Here is an 18,803-nt window from a genome sequence, read left to right as displayed (position 1 = left end):
TGTATCGTCTGTGAAGTCGTTGTTATCGTTATCGTTATCGTATATAAACTAAATAAAACAGTAATTAATTAATGCAAGGGAGTTGTCCTTATGACATACAAATTTCCACCTGTAAGTTCCAAAGCCCCGCACATGTTGCATGGCGCAGACTATAACCCGGAGCAGTGGCTCCGCTACCCTGAAGTTCTGGAAGAAGATATTCGCTTGATGAAGCTTGCCAAGTGTAACGTGATGTCCATTGGTATCTTCTCGTGGGTATCCCTTGAGCCGGAAGAGGGTGTATACACGTTTGAATGGTTGGATCAGGTTTTGGATCGTTTTGCAGCAAACGGCATCTATGCATTCCTCGCTACACCAAGTGGTGCCAGACCTGCCTGGATGTCCGCGAAGTACCCGGAAGTACTCCGCGTATCCGAGAAGCGTGTCCGCAATCTGCATGGTTTCCGTCACAACCATTGTTATACTTCCCCGGTATACCGTGAGAAGGTTACTGCGATCAACACAAAACTGGCAGAACGTTATTCGGATCATCCGGCTGTAATCGGCTGGCATATCTCGAACGAGTTCGGCGGAGACTGTCATTGTGATTATTGTCAGGAAGCGTTCCGTGGTTGGGTTCAGAAGAAGTATAAAACACTCGATGAACTGAATCATTCGTGGTGGACCACATTCTGGAGCCATACGGTTACAGACTGGAGTCAAGTGGAATCTCCAGCTCCACACGGTGAGACACAGGTACACGCGATGAATCTGGATTGGCGCCGTTTCGTTACGGATCAGACAGCTGATTTTATCGTGCATGAAACAAAACCATTGAAAGCTCAGAATCCTGATCTGCCAGTCACAACCAACCTGATGGAATTCTATGGCGGTCTGAACTATTGGAAGTTCGCTGATATTCTGGATTTCCTCTCTTGGGACAGTTATCCGACTTGGCATGATGCAGATGACGACGCGAAACAGGCATCCCGGATCGCCATGATGCATGATATCGTTCGTTCTATCAAAGGCGGTCAGCCGTTCTTGCTGATGGAGAGTACTCCAAGTTCGACGAATTGGCAAGATGTCAGCAAGCTGAAAAAACCTGGCATGCATCTGCTCTCTTCTCTCCAGGCTGTGGCACACGGCTCCGATAGTGTTCAGTACTTCCAGTGGAGAAAAAGCCGGGGGTCCAGTGAGAAACTTCATGGTGCGGTGGTAGACCACGTAGGAACGGAACACACTCGAGTGTTCCAAGATGTCACCGACGTAGGAACGGCTCTTGAAGGCATGGAAGCCATTGTAGGAACAGCGGTTCCGGCAGAAGTTGCAATCATTTTTGATTGGGAAAACCGCTGGGCCGTTAATGATTCCCAAGGTCCACGCAATATCGGTGTGAAGTATGAGCAGACGGTGGAAGAGCATTATGAAGCGTTTTGGAAAAAGGGAGTCGCTGTAGACGTTATTGATATGGATGCAGATCTGTCCAAGTACAAGCTGCTGATTGCGCCAATGCTCTATCTGGTACGTGAAGGTGTCGGGGAACGCATTGAGAAGTTTGTAGAACAAGGTGGTACGTTTGTAGCAACCTACTGGTCTGGTATTGTTAACGAAAACGATCTGTGTTTCCTAGGTGGATTCCCAGGCCCACTGCGTAAGACACTTGGCATCTGGTCCGAGGAAATTGACGGATTGCATGATCGTGATCTGAACGGAATCATCCCGGAGAAGGGCAATGAGCTTCAGCTCAATACAGCATATGATGCAATTGAACTGTGTGATCTGATTCATCTGGAAGGCGCGAAGTCCCTGGCTACGTACCGTTCTGACTTCTATGCTGGACGCCCGGCATTGACGGTTAACCAGTTAGGTTCAGGAAAAGCATATTATCTAGCGACACGGCCGAAAGCACCATTCTATGATGATTTCTATGCGAAACTAATCGCTGACCTGAACATTGAGCGTGGACTTGAAACCGAGCTGCCTGCCGGAACAACGGCACATACGCGTACAGATGGTACGGCTGATTATGTGTTTGTACAGAACTACACACCAGATGAGAAGCTGGTTGAACTAGATGGACAATCCTATACCGATCTGCTCAGTGGTGATGCTGTGGAAGCAAGTCTCAGCTTGAAGCCATACGACATTTGTGTTCTGCGCAGACCGGCTGCCCGGAAATAATATAGATTTTATATGCTACTAAATAAATGAAGTTAGTATTAAGAAAAGAGTGCCTTGAACGCCTGCATTGGTGTTCAGGGCATCTTTTTTAATTTATGCAGTTGGCTGTTGAACCACTTTTTCTGGACAAGATAAAGGATAAACGTGTCCGCGTAGCGAAGACAAACACGTAACATGTAACTCAAGACTTTCAGTCTGGGAGGAATGGAAATGAATCAAAGGAATCTGGATGGTAACAGCATTATTATTCGACTGGAAATGACAACTAAGGATATCAAGTTTGGCGAAGTGGCTTCGGCCATCTCGGAAGCTGGGGGAGACATCATTGCCATCGACGTGATTTCCACCAATCAGGATGTAAGCGTGCGCGACTTGACGGTCGCAGTTACAGATGCACAAGATAACAGTAAAATTATAGAAGGGGTGCGCCAGCTCAAAGGTGTGTCCATTATTAATGTATCAGATCGAACGTTCTTGCTGCATTTGGGCGGCAAGATCGAAGTTACACCAAAGACCCCGATTCAGAATCGGGAAGACCTGTCGCGTGTGTATACCCCGGATGTGGCTCGGGTATGTTCGGCTATTGCAGAAGAACCCGGCAAAGCCTTCTCATTGACAATTAAACGGAATACAGTGGCCGTCGTATCTGATGGCAGTGCAGTGCTTGGGCTTGGTAATATTGGGCCTCGTGCAGCGATGCCTGTCATGGAAGGTAAAGCGATGTTATTCAAACAGTTTGCTGGTGTGGATGCTTTCCCAATCTGCCTGGACACACAGGATACCGAGGAAATCATACGTACTGTGAAAGCGATATCACCTGGTTTTGGCGGCATTAATCTGGAGGATATCTCGTCACCGCGTTGTTTCGAAATTGAACGTCGTCTGAATGAGGAATTGGACATTCCTGTATTTCATGATGACCAGCATGGCACAGCGGTTGTGTTATATGCCGGCCTGATCAATGCGCTCAAACTGGTGGGCAAGTCCATTGAAGATGTGAAGATTGTGGTCTGTGGTATCGGTGCAGCAGGTGTAGCATGCAGCAATATATTATTGTCTGCGGGAGCCAGTCGGCTTATAGGTGTCGATCGTGAGGGTGCGATTGTACGGACACAAACCTATGAGAATGAAGTTTGGAGTGATTATGCAGCTCGTACTAACCCCGAACTGGAAACTGGCTCGCTGCGTGATGTCATTCGTGGAGCCGATGTGTTTATTGGTCTGTCCCGCGGGAATCTGTTAACTCGTGAAGACATACAGACCATGGCAGAAGATCCAATCGTGTTTGCGATGGCAAACCCTGTACCTGAGATTATGCCTGCATTGGTGGAAGACATTGTGGCTGTAATGGCAACAGGACGATCCGATTATCCGAATCAGATCAACAACGTGTTATGTTTTCCGGGCATCTTCAGGGCAGTTCTGGATTGTCGAGCCACCGAAATTAATGAAGAAATGAAGCTGGCAGCCGCTCAAGCGATTGCTTCGGCCATTACGGACGAAGAGCGTACACGTTATTACATTATTCCGAGTGTGTTCAATGATAAAGTAGTCAAATCGATGCGCAGTCGCGTGATTGAAGCAGCTGTTAAGACGGGTGTAGCTCGGCGTATTCCGCGTGAACAGGCCCGTGAAGGCGGGGAATCGTAAGATGTCAGAGAACCCTCTTCAACCTGGTGGGAATCTGCAAGAATTAGGGCACATGCATAATATAGATGGAATAACGGCAGGAGAGGCTGTTCTGCGCGTCGCCCGATCCTTTGTTCAAGGGGATTCATCCAAGCATAGTGATGGTCATGACTGGCCGCACATTGAACGGGTAACCGCACTTGCGGTTGAACTCGCTCACCGCATGGGTGCAGATCCATTTGTCTGCGAACTGGCTGCATTATTACATGATGTACCGGATGAGAAGCTGAATGAGAGCTTGGAAGCCGGGATGACAAAACTGAATGACTGGCTGGATACCCAGCCTCTTGACCCGGATATACGTAACAAGGTTGTGGGTATTATTAGCACCATCTCATATGCGGGAGGCCAGCGTCCTGCGGTCAGTTCGCTTGAAGCACAGGTTGTACAGGATGCAGATCGTCTGGATGCACTGGGTGCGATTGGGATCGCGCGAACCTTTGCCTTTTCAGGCGCCAGAGGGCGCGAGATGTATGATCCGTCACTTCCCCCACGGGAGCAGATGACCCGTGAGGAATATCGTAATGGGCGCAGCACAACGATAAATCACTTTTACGAGAAGTTGTTCAAGCTCAAGGACCTGATGAATACCTCCTATGGCAAGGAGCTGGCGGAGCAGCGTCATGATTATATGGTGCAGTTCGTGGACCAGTTCAAAAGGGAATGGGAGGGCACAGACCGTTAGAGGCAGGCATAATAAGCATGAGCATTCCACAGAGGTATAATATGTAACAGAGGCGAATCTTTGAAGTGGCGAAAATCCATTTTGAAGATTTGCTTCTTTTTGGGTTAATCATGTGTATTAACATACATAAAGAAATCAATTTCACAATACCTCCGACTTATGACATGGCAACGGAAGACCTTACATGGTACAATAAATCGTTCTCCTGAATGAATTCAGGCAAAAAAAGAAATATGGGGTAATAATGAACATGATCATCAAATGTAAAATTTCAGGTTCGGTAAAGAGGAGGGGTCACCACCATGTCGTTTGGTGCACGTGTACTTAAGACGGGGATCGCAGTCACGCTTGCCTTGTACCTAAGCAGCCTGTTCTTGAACCCGCAATCTCCTGTGCCTGCCGCAATCGCGGCTATATTCGCCATGCAGCCTTCGATCTATCGTTCCTGGAAATACTTCCTGGATCAGTTGCAAACGACCACGCTGGGAGCTATTGTGGCCCTGGTGGGAGGCATGGTGTTGTCCAATGAGCCAATCGCTGTTGGATTAATTATTGTACTTGTCATCATGATCTGTCTTAAATTGAATATGGGTGAGACGGTTGGCCTGACATTGGTCACGGTCGTATCCATTATGGAAGCTTCGGGGGACTGGCATTTTGCACTCAATCGTTTTCTGTTGACACTGGTTGGTATTGTATCGGCATTTCTCATCAACATTACGGTATTTCCTCCGAAACCCAAGGTTCAGTTCGTGAAGCAGATCCAGAGTGTTTTCAGCGGGATGTCGTTGCTTCTGCGAAGCTCCATCTCGGCTGAGATCAAGGAAGTTGTGTTTCGGGAGGAGAAAAACAACCTGGGCGGTTCCATTAAGTCTTTGTCCGACAAGTATAACTTGTTCGAAGAGGAACAGAAGAAGATGAAGCGTTCAACATTCAGCGAAACCCGGCAGATGGTGGTTTACAAACAGATGCTGCTGAGTCTGCAAAAAGGGTATGAGGTGCTGGATTCGGTGGAACGCCACTATTTCCAGGCGCCGCGGACAACGGCCATGGATCAGTTTTTTGACTCACATCTTGAACTGGTTATCAAATTCCATGAGCATGCACTGCTCAAGTTCGAGGATAAGCTGAAACCTAATGGGGAAGAGGCCGCACAGTTTGTATTGGATAATGATCGATTCATGGAACAGGCGATCACTGAGTTTGATATCGACAAGGAAGGGATGTTACGATTGTCCATCGTGGCTGCTGCAATTTATGATTACGGATATCAGTTGGAACGTTTGAATCGACTTGCCGAACATGTGCATAGCGCCAGTGAAGACAAAGAATCACAGGACAAAATTTTGAATTGGCTTAAGTGGCCTTGATAACGAATTGCGCACCTGCTTGGCGATCATATACAATGTAGTTACAACATAGCCCGGACAAACGTGTCCGGGTTGTTTTGTCATACATACGGCTGAAGGGCATGAATGAATATTAACGAACTGAGGGATAGAGACATGATTATAGAGGAATTGGACGCTGAACTAATGGAATGGTTGAGTGGGACAAATCTGGAGCATAAACAGCATGAAGCCATGCAACTGCTAACCGTATCTGAGGATCAATGGCCGCATCAGGCGATGATCAGTATGGGGGAAGTGATTGCGATAAATCCGCGTCAGCTTAGACTGGCTCTTTGGCAAGGTACACAGACCAGTATGAACATGAGCAAAACAGGCAAGGCTACCTTGATTGCGGTTCAAGGACATCGATTGCTGCATATCCGTATAGAAGTAGAACTGTTACCTGAGATTAGAAGGGCTGTTCATCCGAGAGATCGTTTTGAAGCACAAGTCCTTCAGGTACGTGTGGATCAGGCGCCATATGCGGAGATCACTTCAGGGATAACCTTTCAATTAAAAGATGAACTTGGAGCAATTACACGTTGGAAAGAGACGATTGAAGAATTACGAAAGTAGACAGGAGTAGCTAAGTCAGTTGAGGACCCGATGATTGGGTAATAATGAAGAAGAAGAAAACAACAAAAAACGCCTCCGCTTGCATCGGGACGTTGTCACTGGTACAATAAAAAATGGTTTTCAGAAAATTAGAACTAATTAACATATAATTAAAATGTTTACTTTGTAATAATTATACCATTGCCTTTTCGGGCTTGTCAAATGGGATTTTGAGGACACAATCCGGGGAAAGAGGGGCTATTAACATATGAGTACAGATCAGCAATGGAATGAGGAACAACAACGGGTCAACACCGTGACCGATCAGATTGAACGCAAGATCACAACGCTGGAAGATGAAGTTGGTTCCTTCCGTGACGAAGTGGTTGGCATGAGAAAAGACTTCTGGGACGAAGTCACGATGAACTTTAGCGAAGCGGATGATGTCGGGGAGACTTCAACCAGCATGCGGCAGCAGTCACAGGTATTGTCCGATCGGGAGCGTAGTCATCTCAATACAGCGGCTGCGTTGGATAAAATGAAACGACTGCATCATTCACCGTATTTTGGCCGGATTGATTTTAAAGAAGACGGATATCCAAATGCAGAACGCATTTATCTGGGCATTGCATCGTTGCTGGATGAGAAGGAAGAATCTTTTCTGGTCTACGACTGGCGTGCGCCAATCTCCAACCTGTATTATGACGGAGCACCGGGTCCAATCACGTATCATACACCCAGTGGGGAGATCAGCGGTGATATAGAGATGAAGCGACAGTTTGTCATTCGGGATGGTCGTATCCGGTTTATGTTTGACACAGGGGTTACGATTGGTGATGAGTTGTTGCAGGCCGTGCTCAGTCGAACTTCGGATGCACAGATGAAGAGTATTGTAGCGACCATTCAGAAGGAGCAAAACCGGATTATCCGTAATGACCGAACACGCATGCTCATTGTGCAAGGCGCGGCAGGCAGTGGCAAAACATCCGCGGCGCTCCAGCGTGTGGCATATCTTCTCTATAAATACCGCGAGCATCTGCAAGCGGATCAGATGGTTCTTTTTTCACCGAATCCAATGTTCAACAGTTATGTCTCCACGGTACTGCCTGAGCTTGGGGAGGAAAACATGTTGCAAACGACCTTCCAGGAGTATCTGGAGCGCCGTTTGGGTCGTGAATATCAACTGGAAGATCCGTTTATTCAACTCGAATATGTACTTACGGGGACGGAAGATCCCGATTACGATGTTCGCATGTCCAGCATTCGCTTCAAGTCGTCCGAAACGTTCCTCAAGGTGATTACACGTTATAAGGAAAGTATGTTGTCAGGTGGCATGAAATTCAAGCCGGTTCGCTTCCATGGCCGAGCAATTGTCACGTCAGAGGCTATGGCTGAGAAATTCTACAGCTTCGAGTCGTCCGTTAAGCTGGTGAGCCGACTGGAGATGTTACGGGAATGGATGCTGAAAGAACTGTCTGCCTTTGGTAAAGGTGAACTGGATGCGCCTTGGGTTGATCAGCAACTTGATCTGATGGAGCCGGAGGATCTGCAACGTGCTTATCAACGCTTGAAACGCAAGCAAAAAGGAAAGACCCATACGTTCAATGACTTCGAGCAGGAAAGAGAAATTCTGGCACGTATGGTGGTCAGTGACCGACTCAAACCGTTGCGGAAATGGATCAAGTCCTTACGATTCGTTGATATAAGACAATTATATGCACATCTATTCAACGATCAGGCTCAGATGGAGCGATTGCTGGGTGACGAAGCGCTGCCTGCTCAATGGGATGAAATCTGTAAGATGACGTTACGCAGATTGAAGCTTCAGGAGTTGGCATATGAAGATATTACGCCATACTTGTACTTGCGTGAGCTTATGCTTGGATTCCATATTAACTCCAATATTCGCCATGTCATCATTGATGAAGCCCAGGACTATTCTGCGTTTCAGTTGGCATTCATGAAGAGATTGTTCCCACGGGCGAAAATAACAGCACTTGGTGACTTTAATCAGGCAATCTATGCCCACTCTTCAGTACTTAGCGGAACAGGACCTTTGACTAACCTGTACGGTCCAGACAATACAGAGGTCATTGAGCTGACCAGAAGTTATCGATCTACCCGGGAGATCGTGGAGTTTACACGGGGCATGGTGCCTGGTGGGGAAGAGATTATTCCATTTAACCGAAGCGGTGAGAAACCTAAAGTGATCGTTTCTTCTGATTCAGAGCGTCATATGAATGTCATCACAACAGACCTCAAGCACTTGATTAAGGAAGGGTACGAATCGGTTGCAGTTATCTGCAAAACCGCCGAAGAGAGCAGAGACGTACATGCTACATTGAGTAAGGCGCTGCCCACAGCACCGAAGTTAATCAAAAAAACGACGCTGGCTTTTGAGCAGGGTGTTCATGTCATCCCAGCGTATCTGGCCAAAGGTGTGGAATTCGATGCAGTCCTGATCTATGACGGCTCTGCGGAGCAGTATGCTCAGGAGCATGAACGCAAGTTGTTCTATACGGCTTGCACACGAGCGATGCATCTGCTGCACGTTTACTGCGTGGGCACACTTAGTCCGTTCATTACCGCCCAGTCGGAAGAAAAGTATGATCTTGGCAAGGTGTCTGCTGCGCAAGTGGACTGACATAACACTTCATATGCATGAAGAAGGCTTCCGTTCAATGGAACGGGAGTTTTTCTGTATATGATACATATATCGGGAAGAAGCTAGCTTAGCGAGGGAAGTATACGTGATGAGGTTGCATTCAGGTATAGGTGATCGGATTGAACAAAAAACTTGACGTGAATTCGTAAGGATTGGGTTCCGTGGATAAATATGACTTCATAATTTGTATTGAGGCACAATGGATGTGATTTTTCTTTACACATGAGGTCCAGACTCATATAATCGTAACAATATATTTTTTTTGGATCGTTTATTAAAGGAGGCAACAAAATGAACAAATCATCTTTTGAACGGCCACTTATGGCCGATTGTGTACCTGATCTGGTCGCTACAGCACGGGGAGATTTGCCGGCGACTTTGGTCATTCGGGGAGGTACGCTGGTAAACGTGATATCGGGTGAGATTTTGCCTGAGATGTCCATAGCTGTACAGGGAGCTCGAATCGCTTATGTCGGTAAAGATGTAAGCCACACTATCGGAGAACATACCCGGATTATTGAAGCGAACGGTAAGTATATCGCTCCTGGTCTGCTGGATGGACACTGCCATATCGAAAGTACACAGATGAAAGTAACCGAGTTTGCGAGAGCGGTATTGCCTTCAGGCACAACCGGAGGTTTCTTTGACCCACATGAGATCTCTAACGTGCTTGGTCTCAAAGGTCTGAGACTGATGCTGGATGAAGCACGGACCACACCGATGGCTGCTTATATGCAGGTGGCTTCCTGTGTGCCTTCCACTCATCCGGGACTAGAGACAACAGGTGCTTATATCGGGCCTGAAGAGGTAGCTGAGGCTCTTTCCTGGGGTCCGGACATGATTGGTCTTGGTGAAGTGATGAACTTTCCTGGGGTGGTCTATGGGGATGAGACGATGATTGGTGAGATACAGGCAACGCTCCGGGCAGGTAAAGTGGCAGACGGTCATTTCACCTGGGCTGCAGACGACTGGCGTCTGCCAGCGTATGCAGCGAGTGGCGTTACAGGGGATCATGAATGTGTCACCAAGGAAGATGTGGTTGAACGTCTGCGACTCGGAATGTACGCGAAGATGCGTCAAGGTTCGGCATGGCATGATGTGGCTGAGACGATCAAAGCCTGCACTGAGCTTGGTCTGGATACACGCCGGATGATGCTGGTGACCGATGACCGAAGCTCTGAATCGCTGCTCAAAGAAGGACATATGGATTTTGTTGTTCGTCTCGCAATTTCTCAAGGGGTGAAGCCGGTTACGGCTTTTCAGATGGCAACCATTAACACGGCTGAGCGCTTCGGAGTTGCGCGCGACATTGGTGCGGTCATTCCGGGCAATATAGCCGATATTATTCTGCTGGACGGCCGGTTGGCGGATGTACATGTGGGCATGACGATTGCTGCCGGGCAAGTTGTAGCCGAGAATGGGAAAATGACGGCGGTCTGGGACAGCTTCACGTACCCGGAGGAAGCGCTGAACACGGTGAAGTTGGAAGCTAATATTCAGCCAGAAGATCTGGAGTTGGCTGCACCGATTGCAGAGGGTACGATTGGTGCCAAAATCATTCATGTGACAGAGAACCATGTGGATACAAAGGAGAAACATCTGCCTGTTACCGTAGAGAACGGCAAGGTTGTGGTTTCAACTTCAGGGGAAGTATGCAAAATTGCGGTATTGGAGCGTCACAAACAAACCGGGAATCGAGCGGTAGCGCTTGTTGGAGGCATCGGCTTCACATCACCTGCAGCGATTGCGATGACGGTTGCTCATGATAGTCACAACCTGTTGATTATCGGTAATGATGATGCTCTGATGGCCGAAGCAGGTAATCGTGTCATTCGCATGCAAGGAGGGGTAGCCGTGGTAACGGCTACAGGTGTAACCGAATTCCCGCTGCGGATAGCAGGTTTGATGTCAACGGAGTCTTTCGAAGTGGTTGCAGCCCAATCAGCAGCAGTCAGTGAGGCCTTACAGTCCGCAGGATGTACGTTGAATAATGCATTTATGACACTTTCCTTGTTGGCGCTGGTTGTGATTCCAGAATTGCGTTTGTCTGACAAGGGGCTTGTGCGGATCTCGGCAGAAGGTATTGAACTGGTGTCTCTTTTCGATGAAGTGGTTGACAATACACCGGTAGCTCCATCGGGTAATGAATGAACCGGAAACGTCTATTAGAGCAAGAGCATCATTAAGTTAAGATACATGCAAAGCCGCCTTAGGGCGGTTTTTTTTGTGCGTTTCTGGAGAAAACGCTTTCTAGGTCTTCTGGAGCTTGGTGTACATATGGCAATAATGACTGAAGTCATGAAGAAAGTAGGGTTAATTTAGAAAATAGTAAATAATTGCGACTTTTGAACTATACATACAGAACTACGAATTCCCGAAATATAGTTATATGATTCTTTCGTCGTAAGTCTTAAAGATGATATTGCATATAGAAGCAATCCGAATTCGTCGTACCTAATAAGTATCCATTAAATGAATATGAAACGACACAATTTCATCCAGATTTGCACGTCAGAGCTGATAACTTCAGAGGGAGTGTACAAATATGAAAAGCAAAAGGGGTTACCGTTTTATCTTATTACTGAGTTGTTTGATCCTGTGTGCAAGTACAGCCTGTTCTTCCAAAGCCATTGCGGATGGTTCAGTCGACAGTTATGCAACGATTCATGGAAAACTTGATGTGCCGGTGAGAGCGACATGGGTGTGGGATACCACCCAGATCCGAAGTAATCCTCAAGAGGTGTTAAATTACGCTACAGCGAACAAGATCAATACGATCTATCTGCAGATGAACCGGGATGTGAAAATTCCTGATTATAAAAGTTTTATCCGTCAGGCGAGAGCCAAGAACATCGCGGTTGACGTCATGGATGGAAGATCAGCCTGGGGGCTGACGGAAAGTCGGGAGCAGATTGCATCTTTCCTGGACTGGATCGAGGTATATCAGGCGCAGGCGTTGCCTAATGAGAAGTTTGCTGGTATTCATCTGGATATTGAGCCACATGTGCATCCGCAATGGAAAATCAATCAAGCCAGTGTGATTACACAGTGGCAAGGCAATGTGGAGTACATTGTTGAGCGAGCATCACGGATGAAGATGCCAGTAGCGGCTGATCTGCCTTTCTGGCTTGATAACTACAAGATTCCGGGTTCCACGATGGCCGTAAGCAGTTGGATGATTCGCAAGTTTGATTCCATCACCATTATGGCTTACCGCGATACAGCTGCTGCAATCTATAGTGTAGCGAAGGATGAACTTGCAGAAGCAGCTCTGCTTGGCAAGACGATCTCGATCGCCGTGGAAACAAAGCAAAGCAAGGAAGGCGACTTCATTACTTTTTATGAAGAGGGATCTGCTTATATGGAAGCACAATTGAAGTTGGTCGAAAAAATGGCTTCAGTACATGCGTCCTTTAACGGTTTCTCCGTACATGAGTACACTTCATGGAAGACGCTGAAAAAGTGAGAAACTGAGAAACTGTTAAGCTTCAGAGCGTAAGGCTGATAGCAGCGAATGAAATGAGTTCTAACTGAGACAATGTGGCTCAGATCAGATCGTTACCTCACTCGTTCCCAGGAAAGTTGATAAAGTAGATAAAGAAGGTGTTTGCAGCTGAATAGCTGTGAGCACCTTCTTCTTTTACACCCTTTTACACCTGTACCAGGGCAGACTCCACTCCTACGTTCTCATAGAACATTTTGCGATACTGTGAAGGTGTAGTGGCTTTATGCTTTTTAAATGTAGTGATGAAGTAGCTTAGATGCTCGAAACCCACATCCATGGCGATATCAACAATTTTGTGATCCGTATTCTCAAGCTGAACGCAGGCCTGCTGAACACGGTAATAGTTAATGTAATCAACAGGTGTTTTCTGCACCATTTGTTTGAAGAAACGACAGAAGTGTCCTTCACTCATATTGGCCTCATCGGCCAGTTCTTTCAGCTTTAATGGTTCAGGATACCGTTTGTGAATATAACTGAGCACGGATTTCAGGCGCTCTACCTTGTCATGACTCCCTGTAGCCACAGTGCCTTTGAGCGGAGCAGGTCTCATATGTTCGAACATTCGGGTAAATATGAGGTACAGGTACGCTTTTGTTGACATTTCACACGTTGCGGTTCGGGTAGCATGGTCTGCAAATATACGTTTCAGGAGATCCAGAATTTCTTGTCCCCAATCTTCATCTGCCTTGATATGACTGGGGGGAATCACCGTTTTGCGTACCAGTGGACCGATGAATTTCTCTTGGACCGTATCGAAGGTACGGCTGCCAAGCAGCTCGGGATTAAATACAATGGAAGAGAATACACAGGGAACATCACCCTTCAGATAGCCCGCATGAATCTCACCTCGATTGATGAAAATCGCTTCTCCAGCTTGAACTTCAACGGTGTTCATATCAATCTGAAAGACCGCGCGGCCTTTGGTAACCATAGTGAACTCCATCTCATCATGCCAGTGGCAATCGAGAATGCTATCCCCGTTCAGTTGTTGAATATCCGGGTACACACTGACTGGATACATGGCATTGCCGTGAATCCGGTCTTCCCGTAATCGTTCACGTTCCATATCAGATTCTCCTTTTGTATCATTATTAATGTAATCGTTTCCATAGATTGGTGGTGATGTTCAAGAATCGGGTAGTTATTATCAAAATAGTGATATATTTGGTCAAAATAAGAGAAGAAATTCGTTATTAATATCAATATTATTATAATATAACCAAAGGGGGAAAGAAAACATGAAATTTACTGATGGATTCTGGATGACTCGTGAAGGGTACCAGATTCAAAACCCGACTGACATTCGTGATATTGTGCAAAAAGAGAATTCTGTGACCGTATATGCGGCAACTAAATATATTCGCAGCAAAGGCGACACGTTGAACGGTACATTGCTGAAAGCAACGTACAGCTCACCAATGCCTAACGTTATTCGTGTAACCTTGAATCACCATAAGGGCGGATTGAAAAAAGGGCCTGTATTTGAGCTTAACACACAAGAAGCCAACGTTGAGATCTCAAAAAATGAACAAGGTGCTGTTTTGAAAAGTGGCAATCTGGAAGTTCAAATCGACAAAACAAACGGTTGGGACGTTAGCTTCCTATATGGAGGAAAACGCATTACAGGTAGCGGTCAAAGAGCGGCTGGTTATATTACAGGTCCAAGCAAGGAAGCGTACTTCCGCGAGCAGCTTGATCTCGGTATTGGTGAATACGTTTACGGACTCGGTGAGCGCTTCACACCGTTTGTTAAGAATGGCCAAATCGTCGATACCTGGAATGAGGACGGCGGTACAAGCAGTGAGCAGTCCTATAAAAACATTCCGTTCTACCTCTCCAACAAAGGATATGGCGTATTTGTAAATCATCCTGAACGCGTATCATACGAGATTGCATCCGAGAATGTATCTAAAGTTCAGTTCAGCGTAGAAGGCGAGACGTTGGAATACTTCATTATCGGCGGTGACAATCCTAAGGATGTACTTGATAATTATACGAAATTAACAGGTAAACCATCGCTTCCACCGGCATGGACTTTTGGTCTGTGGCTGACAACTTCATTCACAACGGATTACGACGAAGCAACGGTTAACCATTTTGTAGATGGCATGGCTGAACGTGATCTTCCGCTGTCTGTATTCCATTTTGACTGCTTCTGGATGAAGGAATACCAATGGTCTGATTTTGTATGGGATGAAGCGATGTTCCCGGATCCGGAAGGCATGCTTGCACGTCTGAAAGAGAAGGGCCTTAAAATCTGTGCTTGGATTAATCCATATATTGCAGAAAAATCATACTTGTTCGATGAAGGGTTGGAGAACGGTTATCTGGTCAAAACAGCGGATGGCAGTGTATGGCAATGGGATATGTGGCAAGCAGGTATGGCTCTGGTTGATTTCACGAATCCGGATGCTGTGAACTGGTATAAGAGCAAGCTGGAAGTCCTGCTGGATCAAGGTGTAGATTCCTTCAAGACTGACTTTGGCGAAAGAATTCCGACCGATGTTGTGTACTTCGATGGTTCTGATCCGGTTAAAATGCACAACTATTATACACAGCTCTATAACAAAGCTGTATTTGAATTGCTCGAAGAGAAGATTGGCAAAAACGAAGCTGCCCTGTTTGCACGCTCTGCAACAGCAGGTGGGCAACAGTTCCCGGTTCACTGGGGCGGAGACTGTTCTTCCACGTATGAATCCATGGCTGAATCGCTTCGCGGTGGCCTCTCACTGGGACTTTCCGGTTTCGGATTCTGGAGCCATGATATCAGTGGTTTTGAAAGCACAGCGAGCCCTGACGTATACAAACGCTGGGTACAATTCGGACTGTTATCTTCACACAGTCGCCTGCACGGAAGCACTTCGTATCGTGTGCCTTGGTTGTTTGACGAGGAATCCGTGGACGTTGTTCGTGACTTTACCAAACTCAAAATCAGCCTGATGCCGTACCTGTACAATTCTGCGGTGGAGTCAACGGTAAAAGGTATTCCGATGATGCGCGCTATGCTGCTGGACTTCCCAGAGGACCCAACAACATACAGCTTGGATACGCAATATATGTTTGGTGACTCGATTCTGGTGGCTCCAATCTTCAACAAGGAAGGTGATGTGCGTTATTACCTGCCTGAAGGAACTTGGACGAACTATCTGACAGGAGCGAAAGTACAAGGTGGACGCTGGATCAGTGAAAACCATGACTTTAAAACACTACCAATGATGATTAAGCCAAACAGTCTGATCGCTGTGGGTGCTGTGGATAGTAAACCGGATTATGACTTTGCAAATGATGTGTCCTTGCACTTGTTCGAACTGGCTGATGGTCAAACGGCTCAAGCGGTCGTTGTGAACCAAGCGGCAGAGCAGGAGCTGACAGTCAACGTTACACGTAATGGTTCAGTGCTGGAAGTTCGTGCTGAAGGTGCAGGCAAACCATGGAACTTGGTGCTTCGCGGTATTGACAGTGTATCCAGCGTTGAAGGTGGTTCCCAAGTGTCTGGTGCAAATGGTGTTGTCGTTACAGCAGCAACAGGCGCAAGCGCGCTTACAATCCAACTGTAAAATGATATAGTAAAAGAAAAGGACGGCGCCGAAAGGTGCCGTCTGTTTGTCTACGATGATAGGAGATTGAATGAAATGAGTACAATGAATTCCGGTTTGCACTGCACGATATCAGCAGAGATGCTGCATCAACTGGTAGAGATTCATTTTGGAAGCGATACCAAAGTGAAGCAGTTTGGTCTCCTGCAAGGTGGACTTTTTAATACAACCTATCGGATTCAACTTGAACATACATCCTATACGGATGTAATTTTACGTTTGGCTCCAGAGCGGGGAGAGATGGCGGCCGGTTCTGCGAGTGATCCCCTATTTTCGTTTGAACGCACAATGATGGCGGCTGAACCAATTGTGTATGAATATTACCGTAAGGCAGGCATTCCTGCTCCCAACATTATCGCTTGTGATGACAGCGGATCGATTATTCCAAGAACGTACATGTTTATGGAGTTTATCCCGAGTAAGCAGCTGGATCACGCATCGATTTCAGATATAGACAAAGAGCGATTGTACCATCAGCTAGGCGCCTATACCGCCATCATGCATCAGGTCGAGGGTGCTTCGTTTGGTTGGCCGCAAGGGGACGGTTCAATTAAAGGCTCGGATCAATGGTCCGAGGTGCTGCACTCTTTTGCAGAAGAAACGGCACTTAAAGCGGCACAAGTCGATTATATGTCAGGTGTGGGAGAAGATATCGCTGCTATTTTCATCAAAAATAAAGACTTATTTGATCAAGTGACCCGCCCGGTACTCGTTCATAATGACCTCTGGGAAGCGAATGTACTTGTTCATGAGGAAAATGGTGAGCTGAACATTGCGGCCATCATTGACGGAGATCGTTCCATGTTTGCCGACAGGGAGTTTGAAGCCATATTGTCGTCAGAATCGGTGGCTTTTCATGAAGGATATAATCGTCCACTGGACTCATCCGCTGAAGGACAGGCACGCAGGCTTGCCTATCGAATACTGTCTTCGTATTTTAATGCCTACGTTCATGAACATCAGGTCAATCAACCTGAAGATGGTCAGAAGTATCGCCAGCGTACGCTGGATTTACTAGAGCAATGGAAGCAACTTGGAATTAACTAATTCGCAGGTGCCCAATAAGGTGAATGAGCTGTCTTGCACGAATGCGTGCAGGCAGCTTCTTTGTGTGCAAGCGGTAACATCCAGCATGTCCTGAATAATCAACCTCCGAAACAAGCACAATAATGCTGTTGTGTGTAGAATCTGTAAAGGTGGTTGTGGTATGAACGATAAAAAGTGGGACCTCGTCGCACTTGCTTCCATCCCTTTAATTATGACCTTGGGTAATTCCATGCTAATACCGATCCTGCCACAGATTGAACGTGAGTTGAAGGTATCTGCATTTAAGGTCAGTATGCTCATTACAGTCTACGCTGTAGTTGCCATCCTGCTTATTCCTCTTGCAGGGTACTTGTCGGATCGTTTTGGCAGAAAAGCAGTTATCATTCCCAGCCTCGTTATTGCAGCCGTCGGAGGTGCTGTCGCTGGTGTGGCAGCATGGATGCTGAACGGAAACATAGCCTACTGGACCATTCTGGGTGGCAGGTTATTGCAGGGAATAGGTGCTGCGGGCGCATTTCCTATTGTTATCCCGTTGGTTGGGGACATGTTCAATGATGAGAATGAAGTAAGCAAAAGTCTGGGTATCATTGAGACCTCGAATACGTTTGGTAAAGTCATAAGTCCGATTCTGGGTGCAGCGCTGGCAGTCTGGTTTTGGTATGCGCCATTCATGGCTATTCCTATCCTTTGTGTGCTTTCGCTGATCCTTGTTATTTTCCTGGTGAAGACTCCCCGGAAAAAAGAAAAGCCTCCCACCTTTACGGAATTTGTGGCATCCATTCGTGACGTATTAAAAGAAAAGGGACGCTGGTTGTATGCGTCGTTTGCAATCGGCGGTATTTGCATGTTTGTCATCTTTGGTGTGTTATATTATCTATCCGAAACACTGGAGAGCGAATTCGCCCTGAAAGGTGTTCTTAAAGGACTTGTCCTTGCCATCCCGCTGGCAGCGTTATGTCTGTCTTCTTTCCTGGCAGGGAAGTGGATTGGGAAGAACAAAACGCGAATGAAATGGCTTGGCTTCGCAGGACTTTCGCTTCTGACGGTATCGCTGGGCGTTATAGGTTTATTTGATAATATATATGTTGTAGTAGGTCTTTTCACATTGGGAAGTGCCGGAATAGGTGCAACGTTACCATGTCTGGATGCCTTGATTACAGAAGGCGTGGACAAAAAACAGCGGGGCACAATCACGGCTCTGTTCAGCAGCATGCGATTCATTGGGGTATCTCTCGGCCCACCTGTCGTTTCTTTGCTGATCGGTTCTCATCATTTCTTGCTTTTTGGTGTGCTCGCCGCGTCTGGCGCAGTGGGCGGATTGCTCACCTTATTCGCAGTTAAGCCGGATAAGGGAGACCAACCTACTTCGGGAAGCAAGCAGAAACAGGATGAAACATCTATGGATGTGATCGGGACGAGTAGAGGGTATGCTCCCATAGGTCGCAAGAAAAGTCCATTTTAGATAGACGGTGCTGAATGCTACATTCATTTCCATGCTGTCTTAAGT

General features: G+C 46.8%; 12 protein-coding genes. 11 read left to right on the top strand and 1 reads right to left on the bottom strand.

Translation table 11 applies throughout. The annotated features are described in order from the left end of the window. The first annotated feature begins 90 nt into the window (after window positions 1-90). From J2Z28_RS07045 to J2Z28_RS07010, 8 genes are all read left to right on the top strand, one after another. On the top strand, window positions 91-2,163 hold the full coding sequence (locus J2Z28_RS07045) for a beta-galactosidase (RefSeq protein WP_280530807.1): 2,073 nt from the start codon (window positions 91-93) through the stop codon (window positions 2,161-2,163). A 210-nt stretch (window positions 2,164-2,373) separates the two neighbouring features. Then, window positions 2,374-3,813: an NAD-dependent malic enzyme gene (locus tag J2Z28_RS07040; protein WP_211081714.1), complete on the top strand. Its 1,440-nt coding sequence runs from the start codon at window positions 2,374-2,376 to the stop codon at window positions 3,811-3,813. Between the two features lie 52 nt (window positions 3,814-3,865). Then, complete coding sequence (locus J2Z28_RS07035) at window positions 3,866-4,537, top strand: HD domain-containing protein (RefSeq protein ID WP_211081817.1); 672 nt, start codon at window positions 3,866-3,868, stop codon at window positions 4,535-4,537. Window positions 4,538-4,839: 302 nt separating this feature from the next. Further along, window positions 4,840-5,907 (top strand): FUSC family protein, encoded by a 1,068-nt coding sequence (locus tag J2Z28_RS07030; RefSeq protein WP_211081713.1) that lies wholly within the window; start codon window positions 4,840-4,842, stop codon window positions 5,905-5,907. 105 nt (window positions 5,908-6,012) lie between these two features. Continuing rightward, window positions 6,013-6,504, top strand: a complete 492-nt coding sequence (locus J2Z28_RS07025) for a pyridoxamine 5'-phosphate oxidase family protein (RefSeq protein ID WP_244988150.1) — start codon at window positions 6,013-6,015, stop codon at window positions 6,502-6,504. A 247-nt stretch (window positions 6,505-6,751) separates the two neighbouring features. After that, window positions 6,752-9,127, top strand: coding sequence for an RNA polymerase recycling motor HelD (gene helD, locus J2Z28_RS07020; protein ID WP_211081712.1), 2,376 nt, complete (start codon window positions 6,752-6,754; stop codon window positions 9,125-9,127). A gap of 312 nt (window positions 9,128-9,439) precedes the next feature. After that, window positions 9,440-11,299 carry an adenine deaminase gene (locus J2Z28_RS07015; protein ID WP_211081711.1) on the top strand — a complete coding sequence of 620 codons (1,860 nt, stop codon included), beginning with the start codon at window positions 9,440-9,442 and terminating at the stop codon, window positions 11,297-11,299. Between the two features lie 394 nt (window positions 11,300-11,693). Further along, the gene (locus J2Z28_RS07010) at window positions 11,694-12,614 is read left to right on the top strand and encodes a hypothetical protein (RefSeq protein WP_211081710.1); all 921 of its coding nucleotides are present in this window, start codon (window positions 11,694-11,696) and stop codon (window positions 12,612-12,614) included. 184 nt (window positions 12,615-12,798) lie between these two features. Here the strand turns inward: J2Z28_RS07010 and J2Z28_RS07005 are convergent, their stop codons facing one another. Further along, window positions 12,799-13,719 carry a helix-turn-helix domain-containing protein gene (locus J2Z28_RS07005; RefSeq protein ID WP_211081709.1) on the bottom strand — a complete coding sequence of 307 codons (921 nt, stop codon included), beginning with the start codon at window positions 13,717-13,719 and terminating at the stop codon, window positions 12,799-12,801. 172 nt (window positions 13,720-13,891) lie between these two features. Between J2Z28_RS07005 and yicI the strand changes: the two genes are divergently transcribed. From yicI to bcbE, 3 genes are all read left to right on the top strand, one after another. Continuing rightward, window positions 13,892-16,210 carry an alpha-xylosidase gene (gene yicI / locus J2Z28_RS07000; protein WP_211081708.1) on the top strand — a complete coding sequence of 773 codons (2,319 nt, stop codon included), beginning with the start codon at window positions 13,892-13,894 and terminating at the stop codon, window positions 16,208-16,210. A 75-nt stretch (window positions 16,211-16,285) separates the two neighbouring features. Next, entirely contained in the window at window positions 16,286-17,296 is a 1,011-nt protein-coding gene (locus tag J2Z28_RS06995) for a phosphotransferase family protein (protein WP_211081707.1), read from the top strand. Between the two features lie 160 nt (window positions 17,297-17,456). Further along, window positions 17,457-18,758 carry a bacillibactin exporter BcbE gene (bcbE, locus tag J2Z28_RS06990; protein WP_211081706.1) on the top strand — a complete coding sequence of 434 codons (1,302 nt, stop codon included), beginning with the start codon at window positions 17,457-17,459 and terminating at the stop codon, window positions 18,756-18,758. The last annotated feature ends 45 nt before the right edge of the window (window positions 18,759-18,803 follow it).

The sequence above is a fragment of the Paenibacillus xylanexedens genome (genome assembly GCF_017874615.1).
GTDB classification, from domain to species: domain Bacteria; phylum Bacillota; class Bacilli; order Paenibacillales; family Paenibacillaceae; genus Paenibacillus; species Paenibacillus xylanexedens.
Note: the sequence above shows the minus strand (reverse complement) of the source record. Positions and strands in the feature narration are given on the sequence as shown.

Coding starts and splice junctions, on each gene's coding strand:
- J2Z28_RS07010 (WP_211081710.1), top strand. CDS start 11,694: ATGAAAAGCAAAAGGGGTTACCGTTTTATCTTATTACTGAGTTGTTTG.
- J2Z28_RS07040 (WP_211081714.1), top strand. CDS start 2,374: ATGAATCAAAGGAATCTGGATGGTAACAGCATTATTATTCGACTGGAA.
- J2Z28_RS07030 (WP_211081713.1), top strand. CDS start 4,840: ATGTCGTTTGGTGCACGTGTACTTAAGACGGGGATCGCAGTCACGCTT.
- J2Z28_RS07045 (WP_280530807.1), top strand. CDS start 91: ATGACATACAAATTTCCACCTGTAAGTTCCAAAGCCCCGCACATGTTG.
- bcbE (WP_211081706.1), top strand. CDS start 17,457: ATGAACGATAAAAAGTGGGACCTCGTCGCACTTGCTTCCATCCCTTTA.
- helD (WP_211081712.1), top strand. CDS start 6,752: ATGAGTACAGATCAGCAATGGAATGAGGAACAACAACGGGTCAACACC.
- J2Z28_RS07015 (WP_211081711.1), top strand. CDS start 9,440: ATGAACAAATCATCTTTTGAACGGCCACTTATGGCCGATTGTGTACCT.
- J2Z28_RS06995 (WP_211081707.1), top strand. CDS start 16,286: ATGAGTACAATGAATTCCGGTTTGCACTGCACGATATCAGCAGAGATG.
- J2Z28_RS07005 (WP_211081709.1), bottom strand. CDS start 13,719: ATGGAACGTGAACGATTACGGGAAGACCGGATTCACGGCAATGCCATG.
- J2Z28_RS07025 (WP_244988150.1), top strand. CDS start 6,013: ATGAATATTAACGAACTGAGGGATAGAGACATGATTATAGAGGAATTG.
- yicI (WP_211081708.1), top strand. CDS start 13,892: ATGAAATTTACTGATGGATTCTGGATGACTCGTGAAGGGTACCAGATT.
- J2Z28_RS07035 (WP_211081817.1), top strand. CDS start 3,866: ATGCATAATATAGATGGAATAACGGCAGGAGAGGCTGTTCTGCGCGTC.